This is a genomic window from Cupriavidus sp. GW823-FHT07B10 (genome assembly GCF_058794355.1).
Map to the genome: position 1 here is coordinate 163,502 of NZ_JBXAGS010000004.1, position 21,818 is coordinate 185,319.

At 67.3% G+C, this 21,818-nt stretch carries 18 protein-coding genes; 4 read left to right on the forward strand and 14 right to left on the reverse strand.

Annotated elements, in window-relative coordinates; genetic code table 11:
* Nucleotides 1-10: 10 nt before the first annotated feature.
* From AC1Q6V_RS10950 to AC1Q6V_RS10965, 4 genes are all read right to left on the reverse strand, one after another.
* Entirely contained in the window at nt 11-1,675 is a 1,665-nt protein-coding gene (locus AC1Q6V_RS10950) for a cytochrome D1 domain-containing protein (RefSeq protein WP_439669393.1), read from the reverse strand.
* Between the two features lie 223 nt (nt 1,676-1,898).
* On the reverse strand, nt 1,899-2,543 hold the full coding sequence (leuD, locus tag AC1Q6V_RS10955; RefSeq protein ID WP_010810860.1) for a 3-isopropylmalate dehydratase small subunit: 645 nt from the start codon (nt 2,541-2,543) through the stop codon (nt 1,899-1,901).
* Entirely contained in the window at nt 2,536-3,954 is a 1,419-nt protein-coding gene (leuC, locus tag AC1Q6V_RS10960; RefSeq protein WP_010810861.1) for a 3-isopropylmalate dehydratase large subunit, read from the reverse strand. Before leuC ends, leuD begins: the two co-directional genes overlap by 8 nt.
* A gap of 20 nt (nt 3,955-3,974) precedes the next feature.
* Nucleotides 3,975-4,937, reverse strand: coding sequence for a tripartite tricarboxylate transporter substrate binding protein (locus AC1Q6V_RS10965; RefSeq protein ID WP_011617752.1), 963 nt, complete (start codon nt 4,935-4,937; stop codon nt 3,975-3,977).
* A gap of 102 nt (nt 4,938-5,039) precedes the next feature.
* Here AC1Q6V_RS10965 and AC1Q6V_RS10970 point away from each other — a divergent pair, with 102 nt between their 5' ends.
* Together AC1Q6V_RS10970 and AC1Q6V_RS10975 are read left to right on the forward strand one after the other, a co-directional pair.
* Nucleotides 5,040-5,966: a LysR family transcriptional regulator gene (locus AC1Q6V_RS10970; protein WP_010810863.1), complete on the forward strand. Its 927-nt coding sequence runs from the start codon at nt 5,040-5,042 to the stop codon at nt 5,964-5,966.
* Nucleotides 5,967-6,083: 117 nt separating this feature from the next.
* Entirely contained in the window at nt 6,084-6,656 is a 573-nt protein-coding gene (locus tag AC1Q6V_RS10975) for a DUF2889 domain-containing protein (RefSeq protein ID WP_011617751.1), read from the forward strand.
* On the opposite strand, the gene mobB is transcribed toward AC1Q6V_RS10975, so the two are convergent.
* The 9 genes from mobB to AC1Q6V_RS11020 all read right to left on the reverse strand — a co-directional run bounded on the left by mobB (nt 6,622) and on the right by AC1Q6V_RS11020 (nt 18,462).
* The gene (gene mobB / locus AC1Q6V_RS10980) at nt 6,622-7,179 is read right to left on the reverse strand and encodes a molybdopterin-guanine dinucleotide biosynthesis protein B (protein WP_011617750.1); all 558 of its coding nucleotides are present in this window, start codon (nt 7,177-7,179) and stop codon (nt 6,622-6,624) included. The two genes, AC1Q6V_RS10975 and mobB, sit on opposite strands and share 35 nt — an antisense overlap.
* A gap of 4 nt (nt 7,180-7,183) precedes the next feature.
* On the reverse strand, nt 7,184-7,891 hold the full coding sequence (locus AC1Q6V_RS10985) for a carbonic anhydrase (RefSeq protein ID WP_010810866.1): 708 nt from the start codon (nt 7,889-7,891) through the stop codon (nt 7,184-7,186).
* 15 nt (nt 7,892-7,906) lie between these two features.
* Complete coding sequence (locus AC1Q6V_RS10990) at nt 7,907-8,659, reverse strand: peptidylprolyl isomerase (protein WP_010810867.1); 753 nt, start codon at nt 8,657-8,659, stop codon at nt 7,907-7,909.
* Between the two features lie 28 nt (nt 8,660-8,687).
* A complete protein-coding gene (gene narI, locus AC1Q6V_RS10995; protein WP_010810868.1) occupies nt 8,688-9,371 on the reverse strand; it encodes a respiratory nitrate reductase subunit gamma in 684 nt (227 codons plus the stop codon).
* A gap of 197 nt (nt 9,372-9,568) precedes the next feature.
* Entirely contained in the window at nt 9,569-10,243 is a 675-nt protein-coding gene (gene narJ, locus AC1Q6V_RS11000; RefSeq protein WP_058697347.1) for a nitrate reductase molybdenum cofactor assembly chaperone, read from the reverse strand.
* A gap of 29 nt (nt 10,244-10,272) precedes the next feature.
* Complete coding sequence (narH, locus tag AC1Q6V_RS11005; protein WP_058697319.1) at nt 10,273-11,823, reverse strand: nitrate reductase subunit beta; 1,551 nt, start codon at nt 11,821-11,823, stop codon at nt 10,273-10,275.
* Nucleotides 11,820-15,557: a nitrate reductase subunit alpha gene (locus AC1Q6V_RS11010; protein ID WP_010810871.1), complete on the reverse strand. Its 3,738-nt coding sequence runs from the start codon at nt 15,555-15,557 to the stop codon at nt 11,820-11,822. The genes narH and AC1Q6V_RS11010 overlap by 4 nt, the downstream gene beginning before the upstream one ends.
* Nucleotides 15,558-15,754: 197 nt before the next feature.
* Nucleotides 15,755-17,140, reverse strand: a complete 1,386-nt coding sequence (locus AC1Q6V_RS11015) for a NarK family nitrate/nitrite MFS transporter (RefSeq protein WP_010810872.1) — start codon at nt 17,138-17,140, stop codon at nt 15,755-15,757.
* 41 nt (nt 17,141-17,181) lie between these two features.
* A complete protein-coding gene (locus tag AC1Q6V_RS11020; protein WP_058697317.1) occupies nt 17,182-18,462 on the reverse strand; it encodes an MFS transporter in 1,281 nt (426 codons plus the stop codon).
* A 259-nt stretch (nt 18,463-18,721) separates the two neighbouring features.
* Between AC1Q6V_RS11020 and AC1Q6V_RS11025 the strand changes: the two genes are divergently transcribed.
* Together AC1Q6V_RS11025 and AC1Q6V_RS11030 are read left to right on the forward strand one after the other, a co-directional pair.
* The gene (locus tag AC1Q6V_RS11025; protein WP_010810874.1) at nt 18,722-19,948 is read left to right on the forward strand and encodes an NnrS family protein; all 1,227 of its coding nucleotides are present in this window, start codon (nt 18,722-18,724) and stop codon (nt 19,946-19,948) included.
* A gap of 70 nt (nt 19,949-20,018) precedes the next feature.
* Nucleotides 20,019-20,456, forward strand: a complete 438-nt coding sequence (locus AC1Q6V_RS11030) for a DUF1016 N-terminal domain-containing protein (RefSeq protein WP_439669384.1) — start codon at nt 20,019-20,021, stop codon at nt 20,454-20,456.
* 78 nt (nt 20,457-20,534) lie between these two features.
* Here AC1Q6V_RS11030 and AC1Q6V_RS11035 read toward each other — a convergent pair whose 3' ends face one another.
* Nucleotides 20,535-21,773 carry an MFS transporter gene (locus tag AC1Q6V_RS11035; RefSeq protein WP_439672144.1) on the reverse strand — a complete coding sequence of 413 codons (1,239 nt, stop codon included), beginning with the start codon at nt 21,771-21,773 and terminating at the stop codon, nt 20,535-20,537.
* Nucleotides 21,774-21,818 lie beyond the last annotated feature (45 nt).

Here is a 21,818-nt window from a genome sequence, read left to right on the forward strand (position 1 = left end):
TGGCGCCGGCTCAGTACACGTCGTGCTGCGTGTTATAGGCGTTGAACTTGCCGGTCGGGGTGATCAGGCGCTTGTCCTTGATCACGGTCTTGAGCGTGCGGGTCTTGTCGTCGACCACCACCAGCGCGGACTCGCCGTCCTTGGTGCCCCAGACCGAGAACCAGACCTCGTCGCCGGCCTTGTTGTACTCGGCCTGCACCACGCGCCTGGCGCCCGCGCCCTTCAGGCCGGCCCAGTCGGCGATCGGCAGCACCTTGTAGCCGGCTTCCAGGTTGCGCGTGTCGAACACCGCCACCGACTGGTTGAGCTTGGCGTCAGGGTTCAGCGGCGTGTCGACCCACAGGTTGGACGACTTCGGGTGGGTCTTGATGAAGAGTGAGCCGCCGCCCTGGCCCTTGATGGTCTGCACCACCTTCCACGCCTGCGCCGGGTGTCCGGCCGGGTCGGTGCCGATCAGGCTGATGGTCTCGTCGCCAAGGTGGCTGGTGGCCCAGACCGGGCCCAACTTCGGATGCATGAAGTTGGCGCCGCGCCCCGGATGCGGGGTCTTGCCCACGTCGATCAGCGCGGCCAGCTTGTCTTCCTTGGTGTCGACCACGGCAATCTTGTCGGACGCATTGGCGGCCACCAGGAAGTAGCGGCCGGTGGCGTCGAAGCCGCCGTCATGCAGGAACTTGGCCGAATCGATGGTGGTGGTCTTCAGGTTGGACAAGTCCGAGTAGTTGACCATCAGGATCTTGCCGGTCTCCTTGGCGTTGATCACGAACTCCGGATGGAAATGGCTGGCGACGATGGCCGCCACGCGCGGCTCGGGGTGGTATTCGTTGTCCACGGTCATGCCGCGCGTGGAGACCACCTTGAGCGGCTTGAGCGTGTCGCCTTCCATGATCACGTACTGCGGCGGCCAGTAGGAGCCGGCCACGGCGTACTTGTCTTCATAGCCCTTGTACTTGGAGGTCTCGACCGAGCGCGCCTCCATGCCGACCTTCACTTCCGCGACGATATCGGGCTTGGGCAGCCACAGGTCGATCAGGTCCAGCCGCGCGTCGCGGCCGATCACGTACAGGTAGCGCCCGGACGCCGACATGCGCGAGATATGCACCGCGTAGCCGGTCTTGACGATATTGATGATCTGCTTGCTGTCGCCGTCGATCAGCGCGACCTCGCCGGCATCGCGCAGCGTCACCGAGAAGAGGTTGTCCAGGTTGTACTGGTTCATCTTCTTTGTCGGACGCTGGGCCACCGGCAGGATGTCCTTGCGGCTTTTCTCGATATCGGCCAGCGAGTATTCGGGCGGGGTCGGCGGGTCGAGCTGGATATAGCGCGCCATCAGGTCGACTTCCGGGTCAGTAAGATCGCCCGAGGTGCCCCAGTTCGGCATGCCGGCGGGGCTGCCGTACTTGATGAAGGTCTTCAGGTACTCGGTGCCGCGTGCGCGGGTGATGTCCGGCGTCAGCGCCTTGCCGGTCGCGCCCTTGCGCAGCACGCCGTGACAGCCGGCGCAGCGCTCGAAGTAGATCTGCCGGGCGTGGTCGAACTCAGCGGCAGTGAGGGTGGGGATGGCGGCTTTCGGTTCCGCCTTCGGTTCTGCCTTGGTGGCTGCATGTGGCAGCCCGAGCCAGAGTGAGAGCGGCAATGCCGCGATTGCCGGGTACAGCCAGTTTTTTGCTTTCATGGGTGCCGTGGATCAGCGGTGAGGAAAGCTGTTTCGCGGTGCCCATGCCTGCGTGGCGGGCACCTGTCGTCGTGTGGAAATCATGCGGACACACTGACGACATGGAATTGACTGGCATCAAACGGTGGCGGCGGTGCGGGAACGAAGTGTGGGGTGGTGTTGATCCTTGTCGTTTGCAGCGGGGCAAGCGCGCCGCGGAGGCGACGCGCTTGCAGGGCAGGCTTCAGGTCGCGCTCAGGCGGTCGCGCGTGCGCCTGGCCACGTTCGTTGTCCACGGGAACGCGCTCCGGTATTGCTGGATGAACTGCTCGATCTCGCCGCGCTGCCGCAGCGACAGGCCGATCATGTCCAGCCCTTCGATAAACATGCGGCGGTGCCGTGCCGACAGCTCGAAGGCGTAGTCGCCGGAGGGCGTGCGCACGCGCATCGCCTCGACATCGATGCTGATGGTGTTGGCCGCGTCCGCATCCACGTCGTTCATCAACGGCCCGATCACCTCGCGTGGCAGCATCACCAGCAGCAGCCGGTTGTTCATCGCGTTCGAATAGAAGATCTCGCCGAAGCTCGGCGCAATCACGGCGCGGATGCCGAATTGCTGCAGGCCCCAGACGGCGTGCTCGCGGCTGGAGCCGCAGCCGAAGTTGGCGCCGCTCACCAGGATGCTGGCGCCGGCGTACTCGGGCCGGTTCAGCACGAAGCCAGGGCGCGGCGCGCCGCTGGCGTCGAAGCGGTGGTCGTAGAGAATGCCCTCGGCCAGCCCCGACTTGTCGATCCCGCGCAGGAACTGCTTGGGGATGATCTGGTCGGTATCGAGGTTCTCGAAGCGGATGGCGGCGCCTTTGCCGGCGATGCAGGTGGGTTCAGGCATGGGTGATCTCCAGCTTGCGGACGTCGGTGATGACGCCGGTGACGGCGGCCGCAGCGGCCATGGCCGGGCTCATCAGGTGGGTGATGGCACCGCGCCCCTGCCGGCCCTCGAAATTGCGGTTGGTGGTGGAAGCGCAGCGCACGCCGTCGGCGAGCACGTCGTCGTTCATGGCCAGGCACATCGAGCAGCCCGGTTGTCGCCATTCAAAGCCGGCGGCGGTGAGGACTTCGGCCAGGCCCTCGCGCTCGGCCTGGGCCTTGACCGCGCCCGACCCGGGCACCACCATGGCCCTGACCCCCGCGGCCACCTTGCGGCCGCGCACCACGCTGGCCACCGCGCGCAGGTCCTCGATGCGGCCGTTGGTGCAGGAGCCGATGAAGACGTGCTGGATCGGCGTGCCTGCCAGCGCGGCGCCCGGTTGCAGGTGCGTGTACGCCAGCGCGCGCTCGACCGAGCGCTGCTCGGCCTCGTCGAGCTGGTCTTCCGGGAACGGGATCTGGCCGGAAACCGGCAGTACCTGGTCCGGGCTGGTGCCCCAGGTGACGTAGGGCTCGATCTCGCTTGCGTCGAACACGAAGTCCATGTCGAACACGGCGTCCGCATCGCTTTGGAGAGTCGCCCAGTAGCTGAGCGCGGCGTCGCGCTGCGGGCCTTCGATATCCACGGCGCGGCGCAGCACATAGTCCGTGGCGACCGCGTCCGGCGCGATCAGCGCGCCGCGCGCCGCGGCCTCCACAGTCATATTGCACAGCGTGAAGCGGGCCTCGATGCTCAGGTCGCGGATCGCCGATCCGCAGTACTCCACCACATAGCCGCGTGCACCTTGCGCGCCGATCGCGCCGATGATCCTGAGGATCAGGTCCTTGGCGGTGGTCCCGGCGGGCAGCTTGCCGTCCACGCGGATGCGCATGGTCCTGGCCATCCGGTAGACCAGCGTCTGGGTGGCCAGCACATGCTCGACCTCGGAGGTGCCGATGCCGAAGCCGAGCGCGCCGAGCGCACCGTAGGTGGTGGTATGGCTGTCGCCGCAGATCACCACCATGCCCGGCCGGATCATGCCGTGCTCGGGCGCGATCACATGCTCGATGCCCTGCAGCGTGTCGTTGGTGTCGAACAGCGGGATCGCGTGCCGCTCGCAGTTGGCACGCAGGTTGGTGGCCTGCAGCGCCGAGGCCGGATCCGCGATCACGCGGATCGCGGTGGGGTGCGTCGGGATGATATGGCTGACCACCGAGACGTTCTGTCCGGGCACCAGCACGCCGCGGTCCTGTTCATGCAGCCCGGCGAAGGCCTGCGGGCTGGTGTACTCGTTCATCAGGTGCAGGTCGCAGTACAACAGCACATTGTCGTCGTCGAGCCTGGCCACGGTATGGGAGTCGACCAGCTTCTGGTATAGCGTCTTGGGGGTCATGGCAACTGCCTTGTCTGTCGTTATTCCGCGGTGATGCCGCGCTGCCTGATCAGGTTGGCCCACACGGGCATCTCCTTTTCCAGGCGCTGGCGCGCGGCCTCGGGCGTGGTCGGGGTGGGCTCGAAGCCTTCCTTGAGCATGCGCTCACGGGTTGCCTGCGCGGCCAGCGCGGTGTTCAGCGCCGCGTTCAGCTTGTCGATCACGGGCCTGGGCGTGCCGGCCGGGGCAAACACCATGAACCAGGTCTCGAAGGCATAGCCGGGCAGGCCCGCCTCGGCCGCGGTCGGCACATTGGGCAACTGCGGCGCGCGCTTGCTGCCGGTGACGGCGAGCGCCTTGAGCTTGCCGCCCTGCACATGCTGCTGCGCGGCCGAGATCACCGGGAAGCTCATGTCGACCTGGCCCGCGATGGTGTCGACCAGGGCCGGGCCGCCGCCGCGGTACGGCACGTGGACGATGGAGACGTTGGCCACTGACTTGAACAGCTCGGCCGACATATGGAAGGTGCTGCCGTTGCCCGCGGACCCGTAGGTCAGCTTGCCCGGCGTGGCCCTGGCAGCGGCGATCAGTTCCTGCAGGTTCCTGGCGGGCACGTTGTTGTTGACCACCAGCACGTGCTGCGAACTGGCGACCATGCCGATCGGGGCCAGGTCCTTCAGCGTGTCATACGGCATGCGCGGGAACAGACCCGGGTTGATGGCCAGGGACACCGTCTGCAGGCCGATGGTGTAGCCGTCGGCGGCGGCCTTGGCCACGGCATCGACGCCGATATTGCCGCCGGCGCCGGCACGGTTCTCGACCACGATGGTGCCGCCCAGGCTCTTCGACCAGGCATCCGAGACCAGGCGGGCGGCGATGTCGGCACTGCCGCCCGGGGCGTACGGCACGACCAGACGCACCGGGCGCTGGGGATAGGACTGCGCCGCGGCCGTGCCGATCGACGCGGCACACAGCAGCAAGGCCGTGAGGTGGGCAACTTTCATGGGTGTCTCCTGGTTTAGGAATCGTTATGGAAACCATCGTATCATTCACCTATGGGCACATAATTTAAACTCAGTTACTTCTTTGTTTCCTGGTATTCACCAATGGATAACCTCTCGGACGTCGCGTTCTTTGCGTGCATCAACAAGCAGGGCAGCCTGACCGGCGCCGCGCAGGAGCTTGGCGTGACGCCGCCCGCCGTCAGCAAGCGGCTGGCGGGGCTGGAGGCACGGCTGCGCGTCCGGTTGCTGCACCGGACCACGCGCCGCATCAGCCTGACGCCGGAAGGGGAGAGCTATCTGGTGGAGGGAGCGCGGATCCTCGCGGAGATGGAGGCGCTGGAGCGATCGATCGCGGGCACCGGCAGCACCCCGCACGGCTTGCTGAAGATCGGCGCCACGCTCGGCTTCGGACGGCGGCATATCGCGCCGGCGCTGTCGGGGTTCTCGCGCCGCTGTCCGAATATCGAGGTCCAGCTCTACCTGACCGACCGGCCCCTGAACCTGGTCGAGCAGGGCCTGGACGCCATGATCCACTTTGGCGAGATGCCGGACGTGCGCCTGACGGCGCGCCTGCTGGCCAACAACCGCCGCCTGCTCTGTGCCGCGCCGTCCTACCTGGAAGCGCGGGGCGAGCCATCGAGCCCGCGCGAGCTGGCGCGGCACAACTGCATCTTCATCCGCGAAGCCGACGAGACCTTCGGCACCTGGCACCTGCGCCATGGCGCGCAGCAGGAGACCATCAAGGTCCGCGGCACCATGAGCACCAATGACGGGGAATCGGCGCTGGCCTGGGCGCTCGATGGCCAGGGCCTGATCGTGCGCTCCGAGTGGGATGTTGCGGAGCCCCTGCGCAGCGGCGCCCTGCGCCGGGTGCTGCCCCAATGGCAGTTCGCGCCCGCGGATATCCATCTGGTGTTCCCGGCGCGCAACCATCGCCCGGACAAGGTGCGGGCGCTGGTGGACTTCCTGCTGGAACACTTTGCCAGCCACCGTGCCTCCGGCGCGGGCAGCTCGGACAGCAGCTGGTAGCCATCTGGCGGCGATCCTGCGCGGCACCGGAGCCGCGCCACCCGATACTGGGGGGCGATTCCGGCGCCGCTAGCGTCCATCATGACCGGCAATATTAGAAGCCCGACGGACACACGCATGGAAACAGCCCCCACGCCCCAACCCGGACGCACGCTGCGTCACACCCGCCAGATCGAATGCCGCGGCTATCTGCGCGACGATGGCCTCTATGACATCGAGGCCGATATGGATGATATTTCCGCCGACGCCACCGAACTGCCCTTTGTCAGCGTGCCCGACGGGGGCTTCATTCACCAGATGCGCCTGTGCATGACGATCGGCGCGGACCTGGTGATCCGGCGCTTCGAGGCCCGCACCGAGACCGGACCGACGCCATACTGCGCGGAGATCAACGCCGCCTATCGGCAGCTCGAGGGCCTGCGCATCGGCGGCGGCTTCCGGCAGCAGGCCAGGGCGCGCCTGGGGGGCGCCAAGGGCTGTACCCACCTGACCGAGCTGCTGGGGCCGCTGGCCACCACCGCGATGCAGACCATCATGTCGGTGCAGCGCGAACAGTCGCCGTGGCATGCCAAGCTGGCGGGAGACGAGCCCGTACCCCGGCCCTGGATACTGGACACCTGCCACGCCTACCGCAACGACGGCGAGGCCGTGAACGTCATCTGGCCGTTGCACCGTCGCGCGAGCGACTGAACGCGGCGGCCGCGCTCGCCGCCCCCGCCTCGTCCTTCATGGCGAGGATGAAGCCCCCCACCTGTGCAATGTCGTCAAGGGCCATGCAAGGCAGTACCGAGTCCATGCGCGCGTCGGTGGCCAGCGCGACGATCGAAGGGTCGCCCGGGTAGTAGGGCGCGCGCCCGTGCGCCGGCCGGTAGACCTCGATGCGCGGAATCGCCTCGCGCCGGAAGCCTTCCACCAGCGTGATATCGGCCGGCCGCAGGCGCGCCACCTGCTCGGCCAGCGTCGGCTCGGCCTCGTCGGCCAGTTCGCGCACGATGGCGAAGCGATAGGGCGATGCCACCATCACCTCGGCCGCGCCGGCGCCGCGAAAGCGCGCGCTGTCCTTGCCCGGCGGCTCCAGTTCGAGCGGATGATGGCTGTGCTTGATCACGTTGACGGTCAGGCCCTGTGCGCGGAACCACGGCAGCAGTGCCGTGATCAGCGTGGTCTTGCCGCTGCCGGAGGTGCCGGTAATGCCAAGGATGAAGGGATGCATGGGGTCAGGGTTCGCAGGGTTCGCGGAGTTCAGTTTGGGCGGGCAGCGGGCACACCAGCGGCAGGAAGCTGTCGGCACGCTGCGAATAGGCCAGCAGCGCGCCGGCCTGCAGGTCGAAATACCAGCCGTGCAGCGTCAGCGTGCCGGCCTCCAGTGCGCGCCGCACGAACGGGAAAGTCTGCAGGTTGCGCAGCGACACCAGGATCGCCGCCTGTTCGCAGGCGCGCTGGCGCTCGGCGGCGCTGGCCGCGGCCAGGGCTTCCTCCACCTGCCTGCGCGCCGGTGCCGCGATGCGCACCCAGGCGCCGATGTAGTCGGGGTCTTCGCTTTCGTCGGGCGCATGGTCGCCGGCGTCGGCCGGCTGCGCCAGCAAGGCGCGGATGCCGCCGCAGCCGCCGTGGCCCATCACGATGATGCGGGCCACGCGCAGCTGCTGCACGGCAAACTGGATCGCCGCGCATACGCCGTGCAGGCTGCCTTCATGGCGGCCGGTGCACGGTGGCACCAGGTTGCCGATATTGCGCACGGTAAAGAGCTCGCCCGGATCGCAGCCCAGCAGCAGGCCAGGATCGACGCGTGAATCGCTGCAGCCGATCAGCAGCGTGGGCGGGCGCTGGCCGGTGCGCAGCGTGTCGAACAGCCCGGGCTCGTCGTCGAAATAGCGTTGCTGGAAGCGTTCGAAACCTTTGAGCAGTTGTTCGATGTGATGCATGGCGGCATCCAGGCGCTACTGCACCAGCGGGCTGTCGGCGCCCTCCAGCTCGATGCCTTCGATGCGCGCGCGCCCGATCAGCAGGCTGGCGTACTGCTTCCAGGCTCGGTCGCGCGCGGCACTGGCCAGGGCGCGGGCAATGTCGCCGCGCACCGCATCGAAGGGCAGGCGCGTGCCGGGGCAGCGTTCCAGTACGCGCACGATATGCAGGCCATAACGGGTTTCAAGCAAATGCGGCAGCACGCCGTCCTGCTGCGCCGCGAACAGCGCGCGCTCGAATTCCGGCGCGGTCTCGCCGCGGAACACGCGGCCAAGGCGGCCGCCGTTGGCGCCGCTCGGGCAGTTGGACAGCGCGCGGGCGTGCTCGGGAAAGGTGGAAGGATCGCCGCGCACCAGTGCCAGCGTCTGCGCGGCGATCTCGCGCAGCGCGTCCAGCGGCACGCGCGGCGTGACCTGGAACAGGATATGGTCGGCCTCGACCCATTCGCCGTCGCGAAAGCGCTCGGGGCGGCTGTCGTAGTGGCGGCGGCAGCTGGCTTCGTCGGGCTCGGGGATGCCGGCCTCGCGTTCCAGCAGGGCCAGCGCCAGGGCGTCGTCGTCCAGTCCTTCGGCGGCAAGGCCGATGCGGTCGGCTTCGGTGCGCACCAGTTGGCGCAGGATGGCCGAGATGGTGGCCAGCCGCGCCGGGTTGGCGGCATCGTGATGGTGGTCCAGCTCGCGTTCGATATCGGCGTCGCGCAGTTCCACGCCGTTGACGGTGACAGGCATGCTGTTTCTCCTTGTCGGGTGGCGGCGCTCAGCGGCTGCGCACCAGTTGCCAGGCGCGGCCGAGATAGCCGACCGAGGCGAAGCCGCTCCACACATGCACCAGCCGCGTGAACGGGAAGATCGCGAACAGCGTGATGCCCATGAACAGGTGCGCCTTGAACAGCAGCGGCGCATCGGCGATATAGCTGGCGGCGTCGCCGCGCAGCGTGACGAGGTGCTGGGCCCAGGTCATCAGTTGCACCATCATGTGGCCGTCCATGTGGCTGGCGGATTCGAAGATGGTGGACAGGCCCAGCAGCAGCGTCACCAGCAGCCACAGCAGCAGCACCTTGTCGCCGGTGCGGGTCACGGCCGACACGCGAGCGTTGGTCAGGCGGCGGTGCAGCAGGATCAGCAGTCCGGCCAGGCACATGGTGCCCATCACGCCGCCCGCGGCCATTGCCACGGCCTGCTTGAAGCCGTGCGCGACACCCAGCGCATCCCACACCGCCACCGGCGTCAGCAGGCCGACCAGGTGGCCGAAGAACAGGCCGAGGATGCCGACGTGGAACAGGATGTTGCCGGTGCGCAGGTTGCCGCGGTACAGCACCTGCGAGCTGTCGGTCTTCCAGGTGTATTGCTCGCGCTCGAAGCGGGCCAGGCTGCCGAACAGGAAGATGGCGGCAGCGATGTACGGATAGATGCCGTAGAGGAATTGGTGGAGGGTTGCCATGGTGTTTGTTCTGTAGCTGCCTTTGAGGCAGGTTCGGTCGTCTCAATTGCCAACTGTGTTCCCCTCTCCCCTCAGCGGGAGAGGGGTAGGGGAGAGGGGTGGTTTAAGCACCGGCGCTTCGTGGAAGCTCCTGCCCTCTCCCCCGCCCCTCTCCCGCAAGCGGGAGAGGGGAGAACACCGCGGGTCCGCATGAGGAGTCAGCAGGCAGCCGGCATTGGCGCCCTGACACGCGGATCGCGCGGATAGAACTTCACCGCCTGCGGCCCGCCTTGCGGCGCCAGCAACGGCTCCACGCCATCAGCCCCCGGCCCGAAGGTCTCCAGCGCTTCATCCATATCCCGCACCGGCGGCTCCTGCTGCGGTTGCGGCTGCACGTCGGTCAGCGTGCGCAGCACCGCGAACACGCCGGCGTACGGGCTTCCGTTGCGCGCCAGGCGCTCGCCGATCGCGGCCAGCACGTGGATCGCGTCGCCCAGCAATTGCTCGGCGCGCGCTTCCTTGCCGTCGGCCACCAGCGCGCCGAGGAACTCCAGGAACAGCGGCACGTAGTCGGGCAGCTCGGACGCGGCGGGTTCAAAGCCTTCGCGCCGGTATTCGTCGATCAGGTCGACCATGGCCTGGCCGCGGTCGCGGCTTTCGCCGTGCACGTGCTCGAACAGGTGCAGCGAGTGCGCCGGGTTGCGGTCGAAGGTGGCGACGTAGTTCTCCTGCAGCGCGATCAGCGACTCGCTGCGCAGCAGCCCGGTCACGGGGGCCAGCAGCTCGCACGCCTGCGGCCATTCGGCCAGCGCGGCATCGATCTCGGGCAGGGCGTCGAGCAGTTCCTGCTCGGGATAGCCGAGCAGGGCGCTGAGGATGGGATAGAGGGGCATGTTGTTCTCCGTGCGGTTCGTGGCAGGCATCAGCTCATCACTGCCTTCTTGCGCGACTTGGGCATGTCGGCGAAGTGGACGCTGCCCTGTGGCTTCTTGCCGAACAGCGAGCCGTCCGAGGCGCCGCCCGAGCAGCCGTTGCCGAAGGTGAAGCCGCAGCTGGCCTTGTCGTTGAAGCTGTCCTCGACCATCTCCTTGTGCGAGGACGGGATCACGAAGCGGTTCTCGTAGTTGGCGATGGCCATGGTCTGGTACATGTCCTCGACCTGCGCGGGCGTCAGGCCCACCTGCTCCAGCACCCCCAGGTCCTGCACGCCGTCCACCACCTGCGAGCGCTTGTAGGCGCGCATCGCCAGCATGCGGTCCAGCGCGGACAGTACCGGCATCACGTCGCCCGCGGTCAGCAGGTTGGCCAGGTACTTCACCGGGATGCGCAGGCTCTTCACGTCCGGGATCACGCCGTTCATGCCCATGTGGCCGGCCTCGGCCGCGGACTGGATCGGCGACAGCGGCGGGACATACCAGACCATCGGCAGGGTGCGGTACTCCGGGTGCAGCGGGAAGGCGATCTTCCACTCGCATGCCATCTTGTAGACCGGCGACTTGCGCGCGGCATCGAGCCAGGTTTGCGGGATGCCCTGGCGCAGCGCCTCGGCCTGCACCGCCGGGTCGTGCGGATCGAGGAAGACGTCGAGCTGCGACTGGTACAGGTCGCGCTCATCGGCCACCGACGCCGCCTGCTCGATGCGGTCGGCGTCGTACAGCATCACGCCGAGGTAGCGGATGCGGCCGACGCAGGTCTCGGAGCAGACCGTGGGCTGGCCGGCCTCGATGCGCGGATAGCAGAACAGGCACTTCTCGGCCTTGCCGCTCTGCCAGTTAAAGTAGATCTTCTTGTACGGGCAGCCCGAGATGCACATGCGCCAGCCGCGGCACTTGTCCTGGTCGACCAGCACGATGCCGTCGTCCTCGCGCTTGTAGATCGAGCCCGACGGGCACGAGGCCACGCAGGCCGGGTTCAGGCAGTGCTCGCACAGGCGCGGCAGGTACATCATGAAGGTGTTCTCGAAGGTCGAGTACATCTCCTTCTGCACGTCGTCGAAGAGCTTGTCGCGACCGCGCGAGCTGAACTCGCCGCCGAGGTCGTCTTCCCAGTTCGGGCCCCACTCGATCTTCTCCATCTTGCGGCCCGTCAGCACCGAGACCGGGCGCGCGGTGGGCGGGGTCTGCACCAGCGGCGCCTTCTGCAGGTGCTCGTAGTCGTAGGTGAAGGGCTCGTAGTACTCGTCGATCTGCGGCAGGTTGGGGTTGGCGAACAGGTTCGCCAGGATCTTCAGCTTGCCGCCCTGGCGCGGCTCCAGCGTGCCGTCGGCGTTGCGCTTCCAGCCACCCTGCCACTTGTCCTGGTTCTCCCATTCCTTGGGGTAGCCGATGCCGGGCTTGGTCTCGACGTTGTTGAACCACGCGTACTCGACACCGTCGCGGCTGGTCCAGACGTTCTTGCAGGTCACGGAGCAGGTATGGCAGCCGATGCACTTGTCGAGGTTCAGCACCATGGCCACCTGGGCACGGATCTTCATTGCGAGGCTCCTTCCTTAGTCTTTTCCACGAGCGGCCCTTCCAGCCAGTCGACCCTCTTCATCTTGCGCAGGATCACGAACTCGTCGCGGTTGCTGCCCACGGTGCCGTAGTAGTTGAAGCCGTAGGCCAGCTGCGCGTAGCCGCCGATCATGTGAGTGGGCTTGGTCACGGCGCGCGTGACCGAGTTATGGATGCCGCCGCGCATGCCGCTGGTCTCGGCGCCGGGCACGTTCACGATTTTTTCCTGGGCGTGGTACATCAGACACATGCCCTTGGGTACGCGCTGCGACACCACCACGCGGGCGGTCAGCGTGCCGTTGACGTTGAACACTTCCACCCAATCGTTGTCGCGGATGCCGTTTGCCTTGGCCTCGGTTTCCGAGATCCACACGTGCGGGCCGCCGCGCGACAGCGTCAGCATGCGCAGGTTGTCCGAGTAGGTGGAGTGGATGCCCCACTTCTGGTGCGGCGTGATCCAGTTCAGCACCAGCTCCGGGTTGCCGTTGGGCTTCTTGCCCAGCATCGGCGCCACCGTCTTGGTGTCGATGGCCGGCTTGTACACGCACGCGCCTTCGCCGAAGTCCAGCATCCAGCGGTGGTCCTGCCAGAACTGCTGGCGGCCGGTCAGCGTGCGCCAGGGGATCAGCTCGTGCACGTTGGTGTAGCCGGCGTTGTAGCTGACCTCTTCCGATTCCAGGCCCGACCAGGTCGGCGCGGAGATGATCTTGCGCGGCTGCGCCTGCACGTCGCGGAAGCGGATCTTGTCGTGCTCGCGGCCTTCGGCCAGGTGGGTGTGGTCGCGGCCGGTGATCTTCGACAGCGCCTCCCATGCCTTGACGGCGACATGGCCGTTGGTCTCGGGCGCGAAGGTCAGGATCATCTCGGCGGCATCGATCGCGCTCTCCAGCCGCGGGCGGCCCTGGCTGACGCCGGGCTCCTTGACGGTGTGGCTGAGCTGGCCGATCTCCTTGACTTCATGCTGGGTGTTCCAGTTGATGCCCTTGCCGCCATTGCCGAGCTTGTCCAGCAGCGGCCCGATCGAGGTGAATTTCTTGTAGATGTCGGCGTAGTTGCGTTCGACCACGGTCATCGACGGCGCGGTCTTGCCGGGGACCAGGTCGCACTCGCCGGCCTTCCAGTCCTTCGGTTCGAACGGCTGGCCGAGTTCGCCCGGGGTGTCGTGCAGCAGCGGCGTGCACACCAGGTCCTTGCGCGTGCCGAGATAGGGCCCGGCGATCTCGCTGAATTTCTTCGCGATGGCCTTGTAGATCTCCCAGTCGGTCTTGCTTTCCCACAGCGGCTGCACGGCTTCGGACAGCGGGTGGATGAACGGGTGCATGTCGGAGGTGTTGAGGTCGTCCTTCTCGTACCAGGTGGCGGTGGGCAGCACGATGTCGCCGTACAGGCAGGTGGTGCTCATGCGGAAATCCAGCACAGTCAGCAGGTCCAGCTTGCCTTCGGCGGCCGGGCGCACGTTGACTTCGCTTGGCTTGATCGCGTCGTTCTCGTCGCCGAACACGGCGTTCTGCGTGCCCAGCAGGTACTTCAGGAAGTACTCATGCCCCTTGCCCGAGCTGCCCAGGATGTTGGAGCGCCACACGAACATATTGCGCGGGAAGTTGGCCGGGTTGTCGGGATCGTCGCAGGCGAACTGCAGCTTGCCGGACTTCAGTTGCTCGACCGTGTAGGCGACCGGGTCCTGTCCGGCGCGCTCGGCCGCATCGACCACGTCGAGCGGATTGGTGCCCAGTTGCGGGGCCGACGGCAGCCAGCCCATCCGTTCGGACTTCGCGTTCAGGTCCAGCAGCGACAGGCCGTCATAGCGCTTGCGGTCGGCAGTCGGCGACAGGATCTCGTCGACGGCCAGCTTCTCGTGGCGCCACTGGCTGGTGTGGTTGTAGAAGAACGAAGTACCGTTCATCTGGCGCGGCGGGCGCGACCAGTCCAGGCCGAAGGCGAGCGGGGCCCAGCCGAACTGCGGGCGCAGCTTTTCCTGGCCGACGTAGTGGGCCCAGCCGCCGCCGCTCTTGCCGATGCAGCCGCACATCATCAGCAGGTTGATGATGCCGCGGTAGATCATGTCGTTGTGGTACCAGTGGTTGAGCGCGGCACCAACGATGACCATGCTCTTGCCTTGCGTGCGGTCGGCGTTGTCGGCGAATTCGCGCGCAACCTGCGTCACCAGGCGGGCCGGGACGGAGGTGTGCTTTTCCTGCCAGGCGGGGGTGTAGGGCACGTCATCGTCGTACGAGGCGGCGACGTTCGGCCCGCCGAGTCCCTGATCCACGCCGTAGTTGGCCATCTGCAGGTCATACACGGTCGCCACCAGCGCAGTGCTGCCATCGGCCAGCGTCAGCCGGCGTGCCGGCACGCGGCGGCGCAGCAGTTCATCGCGTTCGCCGCCGAAGTAGGGGAAGCCCACTTCCACCACCTCGTCTTCCTTGCCGAGCAGCGACAGGCGCGGCTCGACCGGGCGGCCGCTGCCGCCGTCCTTCATCTCCAGGTTCCAGCGGCCGACCTTCTCGCCGCCGTTGTGGGCGCCTTCGCCCCAGCGGAAGCCGATCGAGCCGTTGGGCGCGACGATCTCGCCGGTGGCGTCGTCGACCAGCAGGGTCTTCCACTCGGGATGGTTGGCTTCGCCGAGGTTATCGGCCAGGTGCGAGGCGCGCAGGAAGTGGTCGGGCACCAGCGTGCCCTGGTTGTCACGCAGCAGCACCAGCATCGGCATGTCGGTGTACTGCTTCACGTAATCGCGGAAGTAGGCGGACTTGCCGCTGGCGTGGAATTCCTTCAGCACGACGTGGCCCATGGCCATCGCCAGTGCGGCGTCGGTGCCTTGCTTCGGCGCCAGCCAGATGTCGCCGAACTTGACCATCTCGCCGAAGTCGGATGACACCGCCACGGTCTTGGTGCCCTTGTAGCGGACCTCGGTGTAGAAGTGCGCGTCGGGCGTGCGGGTCTGCGGCACGTTCGAGCCCCACACCATCAGGTAGGTGGAGTTGTACCAGTCGGCCGATTCCGGCACGTCGGTCTGCTCCCCCCACACTTGCGGGCTGGCCGGCGGCAGGTCGCAGTACCAGTCGTAGAACGACAGGCAGGCGCCGCCGAGCAGGCTCAGGTAGCGTGCGCCGGCGGCATACGACACCATCGACATGGCCGGGATCGGCGAGAAGCCGATCACGCGGTCCGGGCCGAATTTCTTCACGGTAAAGGCGTTGGCCGCGGCGATGATCTCGGTGGCGGTGTTCCAGTCGGCGCGCACGAAGCCGCCCTGGCCGCGCACGCTCTTGTAGCGCGCGGCCTTTTTCGGATCCTGGCTGATCGATTCCCACGCGGCGATCGGGTCCATGGTCTTGCGGGCCTCGCGCCACATCTCCATCAGGCGGCCGCGGATCATCGGGTACTTGACGCGCTGCGCGGAGTAGACGTACCAGCTGTACGAGGCCCCGCGCGGGCAGCCGCGCGGCTCATGGTTGGGCAGGTCCGGGCGCGTGCGCGGGTAGTCGGTCTGCTGGGTTTCCCACGTGATCAGGCCATTCTTCACGTAGACCTTCCACGAGCAGGAGCCGGTGCAGTTCACGCCGTGGGTCGAGCGCACGATCTTGTCGTGCTGCCAGCGGCTGCGATAGCCGTCTTCCCACTTGCGGTCTTCGTTCACCACCGCGCCGTGGCCATCCGCATAGGTGGACTTGACGCGCGACATGAACTTCAGTCGATCCAGGAAATGACTCATTGCTTTGTTCTCCGCGAGTGCTTTGCTGCGGGCGCTCCGGTGGTTTCAGGAGCTTTGCAGGGACACTCTCAGCTTATGGGGGAGGCGGGCGGCAGCCAATTCGCTGGTGGAACAGCCGCCGCATGGCGATCGGGCTAGGCGCCGGGCACGGGACTAGTTCGGAAGAACTAGCCCGGCCGGCGGGACTGGTGACAGGGTCAGCAGGGCATGGGCGCGTTGCGGCGCGCGTAGTGCCACCACGTCACCAGCACGCAGCTGAGGTAGAAGGCGATAAAGCAATACAGCGCGGCGTCGGCGGCGCCGGTCAACTCCAGCGAGGTGCCGAAGCTCTTGGGGATAAAGAAGCCGCCGTAGGCGCCGATCGCACCGGAGAAGCCCAGCACCGCGGCGGATTCCTTGCCGGCGTCCTGCAATGCCTGCTTCTGTGCCGCGTCGCCCTTGCCCGCGGCAGCGCGCTGGCGCTCGGTCAGGAAGATCACCGGAATCATGCGGAAGGTCGAACCGTTGCCGATGCCGGTCAGCGCGAACAACGCGATAAAAGCGGCCAGGAAGAATGTGAAGTTGCCGCCGGCGCCGTCATGCGGCAGCGCCGCCAGCACCGCGAACACCGCGGCGATCATGCCGACGAAGGTCCACAGCGTGACCCGCGCGCCGCCCAGCTTGTCGGAGATCCAGCCACCCACGGGACGCGTCAGCGCGCCTACCAGCGGCCCCAGGAAGGCATAAGCGGTGGGATTGACGCCGGGGAACTGCGACTTGGTCAGCAGCGCCAGCCCCGCCGAGAAGCCGATGAACGAACCGAAGGTGCCCACGTACAGCCAGCACATCAGCCAGTTGTGCTTGCGCTTGAAGATCACCGCCTGCTCGGCAAACGATGCCTTGGCATCCGCGATGTCATGCATGCCGAACCACGCCGCCAGTGCCGACACGATGATGAACGGCACCCAGACAAAGCCCGCGTTCTGCAGCCACAGGTCATGCGTGGCGCCGTTGGCCGTGTACTGCTGCGGCTCGCCGCCGAGCGCGCCGAACACTGCGATCGACACCACCAGCGGCGTGACGAACTGCACCACCGACACGCCGAGGTTGCCGATGCCCGCGTTCAGCCCGGTGGCCAGCCCCTTCTTCGCCTTGGGGAAGAAGAAGCTGATATTGGCCATTGAGGAGCTGAAGTTGGCGCCGCCCAGTCCGCACAGCAGCGCCAGCACCAGCAGCGTCGGATAGCCGGTGGACGGGTCGCGCAGCGCGAAGCCCATGCCCAGCGCCGGGATCAGCAGCAGTGCGGTGGAGATCGCGGTGAAGCGCCGCCCGCCGAACACCGGCACCAGGAACGAATAGAAGATGCGCAGCGTGGCGCCGGACAGCGCCGGCAGCGCGGTCAGCCAGAACAGCTGGTTCTTGGTGAACTGGAAGCCGGCGCGGTCGAGGTTGACCGCGACCACGCTCCACAGCATCCAGACCACGAAGGCCAGCATCAGCGCCGGGATCGAGATCCACAGGTTGCGGTAGGCGATGCGCTCGCCCTGGCTTTTCCAGAAGACCTTATTCTCGGGCTCCCAGCGGGTCAGTACGGAAGAGGACATGACAGTGTGCCTTGGTTGTTGTGCGTAACAGGGGCCGTCGCTCAGGCGGCCTGCGTGAGGCCGACGGCCTGTGCCTTGCGCTGGCGTTCAGCGCGCTGGCTGTAGTGCATCCACACCAGGCTCACGCACACGGTGCCGTACATCAGCATGAAGCAGCTGCTGCGCACGCCGGTCAGGTCGGCCAGCATGCCGAACAGCACCGGCAGCACGAAGCCGCCCAGCCCGCCAGCCAGGCCGACCACACCGGAAACCGCGCCGATGTTGTGCGTGAAGTCGTTGGAGATGAACTTGAATACCGAGGCCTTGCCGATGGCAAAGGTGATGCCGACCACGAACAGCAGGAAGGTGAAGACCGTGGGCGTCAGCGCGATGCGAAAACCCTGCGGGCCGCTGGTGGTCTGGACGATGAAATCGGTCTGCGGGTAGCTCAGCAGGAAGAAGCCGACCCAGCTCACCCACATCACCCACCAGGTGGTGCGGTGCGCGCCGTAGCGGTCGGAGATCCAGCCGCCGATGGCGCGCAGCACGCCGCCGGGCAGCGAGAAGCACGCGGCCAGGAAGGCGGCGGTCTTGATGTCGAAGCCGTATTCGCCGATGTAGTACTTGGTCATCCACAGCGACAGGCCGACATAGCCGCCGAACACCACCGAGTAGTACTGCGAGTAGCGCCACACGCGCGGGTCGCGCATCACGGCGAGCTGCTCGCGCCAGCCGACGCTGGACTTGACCAGGTGCGCCGGGTTGCTGCGCGAGAACACCCAGAACAGCAGCGCTGTGACCAGCATCGCCACCGAATACACGCGCGGCACCACGGTCCAGGTGCCGGCGGCCAGGATCATCGCCGGCGCGACGAACTTGGTCAGCGCCGCGCCCGAGTTGCCGGCGCCGAAGATGCCCATCGCCAGCCCCTGGCGCGAGCGCGGGAACCAGCGCGCCACATACGGCGTGCCGACCGAGAACGAGCCGCCCGCCAGGCCGACGAACAAGCCCAGCACCAGCAGCTGCCACAGCGTGTGCGCATACGAGATCAGCCAGATCGGGATCACGGTGGCCAGCATCAGCACGAAGAAGACGATGCGCCCGCCGTAGCGGTCGGTCCAGATGCCCAGCGGCACCCGGATCAGCGAGCCGCTGAGGACCGGCGTGGCGGCCAGCAGGCCGAATTCAGTGTCGCTCAGGCCAAGCTCCTGCTTGAGCGGGATGCCGAGGACCGCGAACAGCATCCAGACGGCAAAGCAGATGGTGAAGGCGAAAGTGCTGGACGCCAGCGTGATTGCGGCGCCGGGCGCAATGGGCTCCGGCGCGCGTGGGTGGGTGGCCATGGCCATGCTCCTGTGTCAACTTTGGCGGGGGTGATGCCAGAGTAGGGGCCGCCACTGGTGCTGCCTATTCGCCGGCCGTACAGCGCACGCGGGCGCGCAGCCTGCCTTTGGAGGTAGTTCTACCGGCGGAGGTCGCCGGCGCGGCGGCGGTGCTATCGTGCAGTCAGCGTGAATGGCATCCGTTTGCGCACCTGCGGCAGACCGTGCGCCGGATCAAGAAGCCGGCGCGCGCCGCACCACCCGATTCCCGTAGCCAGCCATGGACACCATTCCCATTCTTCCCGCGCGGCGCTCGCCACCGCCTGGCAAGGCGCCCGCCGGACCGCCGCCGCGCGGCTTTGCCTTGTTTGCACTGGGCTTCCGGCCGTTCTACCTGGGCGGGGCGGTGTTCGCCGCGCTGGCCATCGCGGCGTGGTCGGCGATGCTGGCGGGCGCCGCCGCAGTCGGCCCGGCGCCGGTGATGCCGGCGATGTTCTGGCACGCGCACGAGATGGTGTTCGGCTTTGCCGCGGCCATCGTGGTGGGCTTCCTGTTCACCGCGGGGCGGGCCTGGACCGGCCAGCCGACGCCCACTGGCGCCGCGCTTGCCGCGCTGTTCCTGCTGTGGCTGGCCGGGCGCGTGGGCATGTGGGTGGCGCCGGGAACGGCGGCCTTCGTGATCGAGGGCGCGTTCCTGCCGCTGGCCGCGCTGGCCTTCACGCGCACGCTGGCCCGCGCCGGCAACCGCCGCAACTATCCGCTGGCCCTGGCGCTGTGGCTGCTGGGCGCGGCCGATGTCGCCAGCCTGTGGCTGCAGGCGCGCGGCCATGACGCCGGTGCGATGCTGGCCTGCCGCGCGGGCGTGGCGCTGGTCACGCTGTTCGTGGTGGTGATCGGCGGGCGCGTCATCCCGATGTTCACGACCAACGCGATCCCGGGGTTCCGCCTGCGGCAATACCGGCAGGTGGAGCGCATGGTGGTGCCGGCCGCGGTGCTGGGACTGGCTGCGGGGGTGCTGCCCTTGCCGGTCTGGCTGGCGGCGGCGCTGTCATTGCTGGCCGCGGCGGTGCTGGCCGTGCGCGTGGCTGGCTGGCGCAGCCATGCGGTAGGCAACCGGCCGATCCTGTGGGTGCTGCACCTGGCCTATGCGTGGCTGCCGGTGGCGCTGCTGCTGCAGGCGCTGGGTGCGCTGGGGCTGGTGATGGCGGGGCTGGCGACGCATGCCTTCACTGTCGGCGTGCTTGGCGTGGCGATCATCGCCATGATCACGCGCACCGCACTGGGTCACACCGGCCGCATGCTGGTGGCCGGCCGTGCGGAAACCGCGGCGTACTGGCTGGTGGCCACGGCGGCGGTGTTGCGGGTGTTCGGGCCGATGGCCTGGCCGGGTGGCTACCTGCACTGGGTGTGGGGAGCCGGGGCGTGCTGGGTGACCGGGTTCGGCCTCTATGCGCTGGCGTATGCGCCGCGCCTGATTCGGCGGCGGGTCGATGGCAAGCCTGGCTGAGTGAGTGGAGTAGTCTGATTTCTGCGTCTTGCCCTACAGGCCGCTGTGGCGCCATGAAAGAATGGCCGCCATGTCGAAACGTCTCGCATCGCAGCGCAATGCCATGCCCGGCGCTGCCGAATATGCTGCTTGGCTGGGCCGTCTCAAGGAAGAAGTCCACCGTACTCGCCTTGCCGCGTCGCTTTCAGTAAACCGCGAACTGATCCTGCTCTACTGGAGGCTTGGGCGTTCGATTCTCCCGCAGCAGACAGCAGCAGGCTGGGGGACAAAGGTGATCGACAGGCTTGCGGGCGATTTGCGTCAATCGTTCCCCGAGATGGCTGGTTTTTCATCGCGAAGCCTGAAATACATGCGGACGTTCGCTGCAGCTTGGCCAGACGAGGCAATAGTGCAACAGGTTGTTGCACTATTGCCTCGACTACATTGTGCGAATGACGGAAACGCTGCCCGAAGATTTGCACGGGGCGCTGCCAACGTTAGAACAGCTGGAATCCTCGCCGGAGGATGAATGAGCATTACCGCGCGGGCGCCAACCAACGGGCCGATGACATGACGCTGCGACTTGTGGTCTAAGTTCCGCGAAACGTCAAATCGATTCCGGAATCGGCGCTACTTTCGCTGACCCCAGTTCCAGCCGCACACTGAATAGCGCCACCCCCAGCGCAGCCATCGGCGCCAGTGCCGCAACCCACGGCAATGCCGCCAGACCCGGTCCGTGATCGACCACCACGCCGCCCATCCACGCACCCAGGCCGTTGCCCAGGTTGAATGCCGCGATATTGAAGCTCGAGGCCAGGTTCTGTCCCGCGCCCTGGGCGTGGCGCAGCACGCGCAGCTGCAGCGGCGAGACCGTGGCAAAGGCCGCGATGCCCAGGATGCCGACGAAGGTCACCACCAGCACTTGGCTGTGGATGGCCAGCGTCATCGCCGCCAGCACCAGCGTCAGCGTGGTCAGCGTGGCCAGCACCGCGCGCGTCGGGGTGCGGTCGGCAAAGCGGCCGCCGAGCACGTTGCCAAGGATCATGCCGGCGCCGAACAGCAGCAGGATCGGTGACACCGCCGCCTCGCCAAAGCCGGACACGCGCGTCAGCAGCGGCTGCACGTAGGTGATCACGGCAAAGATGCCCATCGACTGCAGCACCGTCATCAACAGGCCCAGCAGCACCTGCGGGCGGCCGATGGTGGCCAGTTCGTCGCGCAGGGCCACGGGGGCGCCGTGGTCCTGGCTCTTCTGCACCAGCAGCGCGATCACCGCCAGCGACAGCAGCCCGATCACGGTCATCGCCCAGAAGGTCGAGCGCCAGCCCAGGTGCAGGCCCAGCCAGGCGCCGGCGGGCATGCCCAGCAGCGTGGCCAGCGTCAGGCCGGAGAACATCACCGAGATCGCGGAGGCGCGGCGGTCCTCCGGCACCAGCCCGGTGGCCACCACCGCGCCGACGCCGAAGAAGGTGCCATGCGTGAGCGAGGTCAGCACGCGCGCGATCATCAGCGTGGTGTAGTCGGGCGCCAGCGCGCAGGCGGCATTGCCGACGGTGTAGATCACCATCAGCGCCAGCAGCACGGCCTTGCGCGGCATGCGCCGCGTCAGCAGGGTCAGCACCGGCGCGCCGGCGAAGACGCCCAGCGCGTAGCCGGACACCAGCATGCCGGCGGCGGCGATGGTCACCCGCAGGTCGGCGGCAACCTGAAGCAGCAGGCCCATGATCACGAATTCGGCGCAGCCGATGCCGAAGGAACCGGCGGTGAGCGCGTAGAGCGCAACCGGCAGCCGGCCGCGGGCGGATGCAGCGCCGGGTGTGGAGTTGGTGGAGACTGGGGGGGCCATGTTCGGGGGATGCGTCGGCAAAAGGAAGGAAGCCCGCAGTCTGTG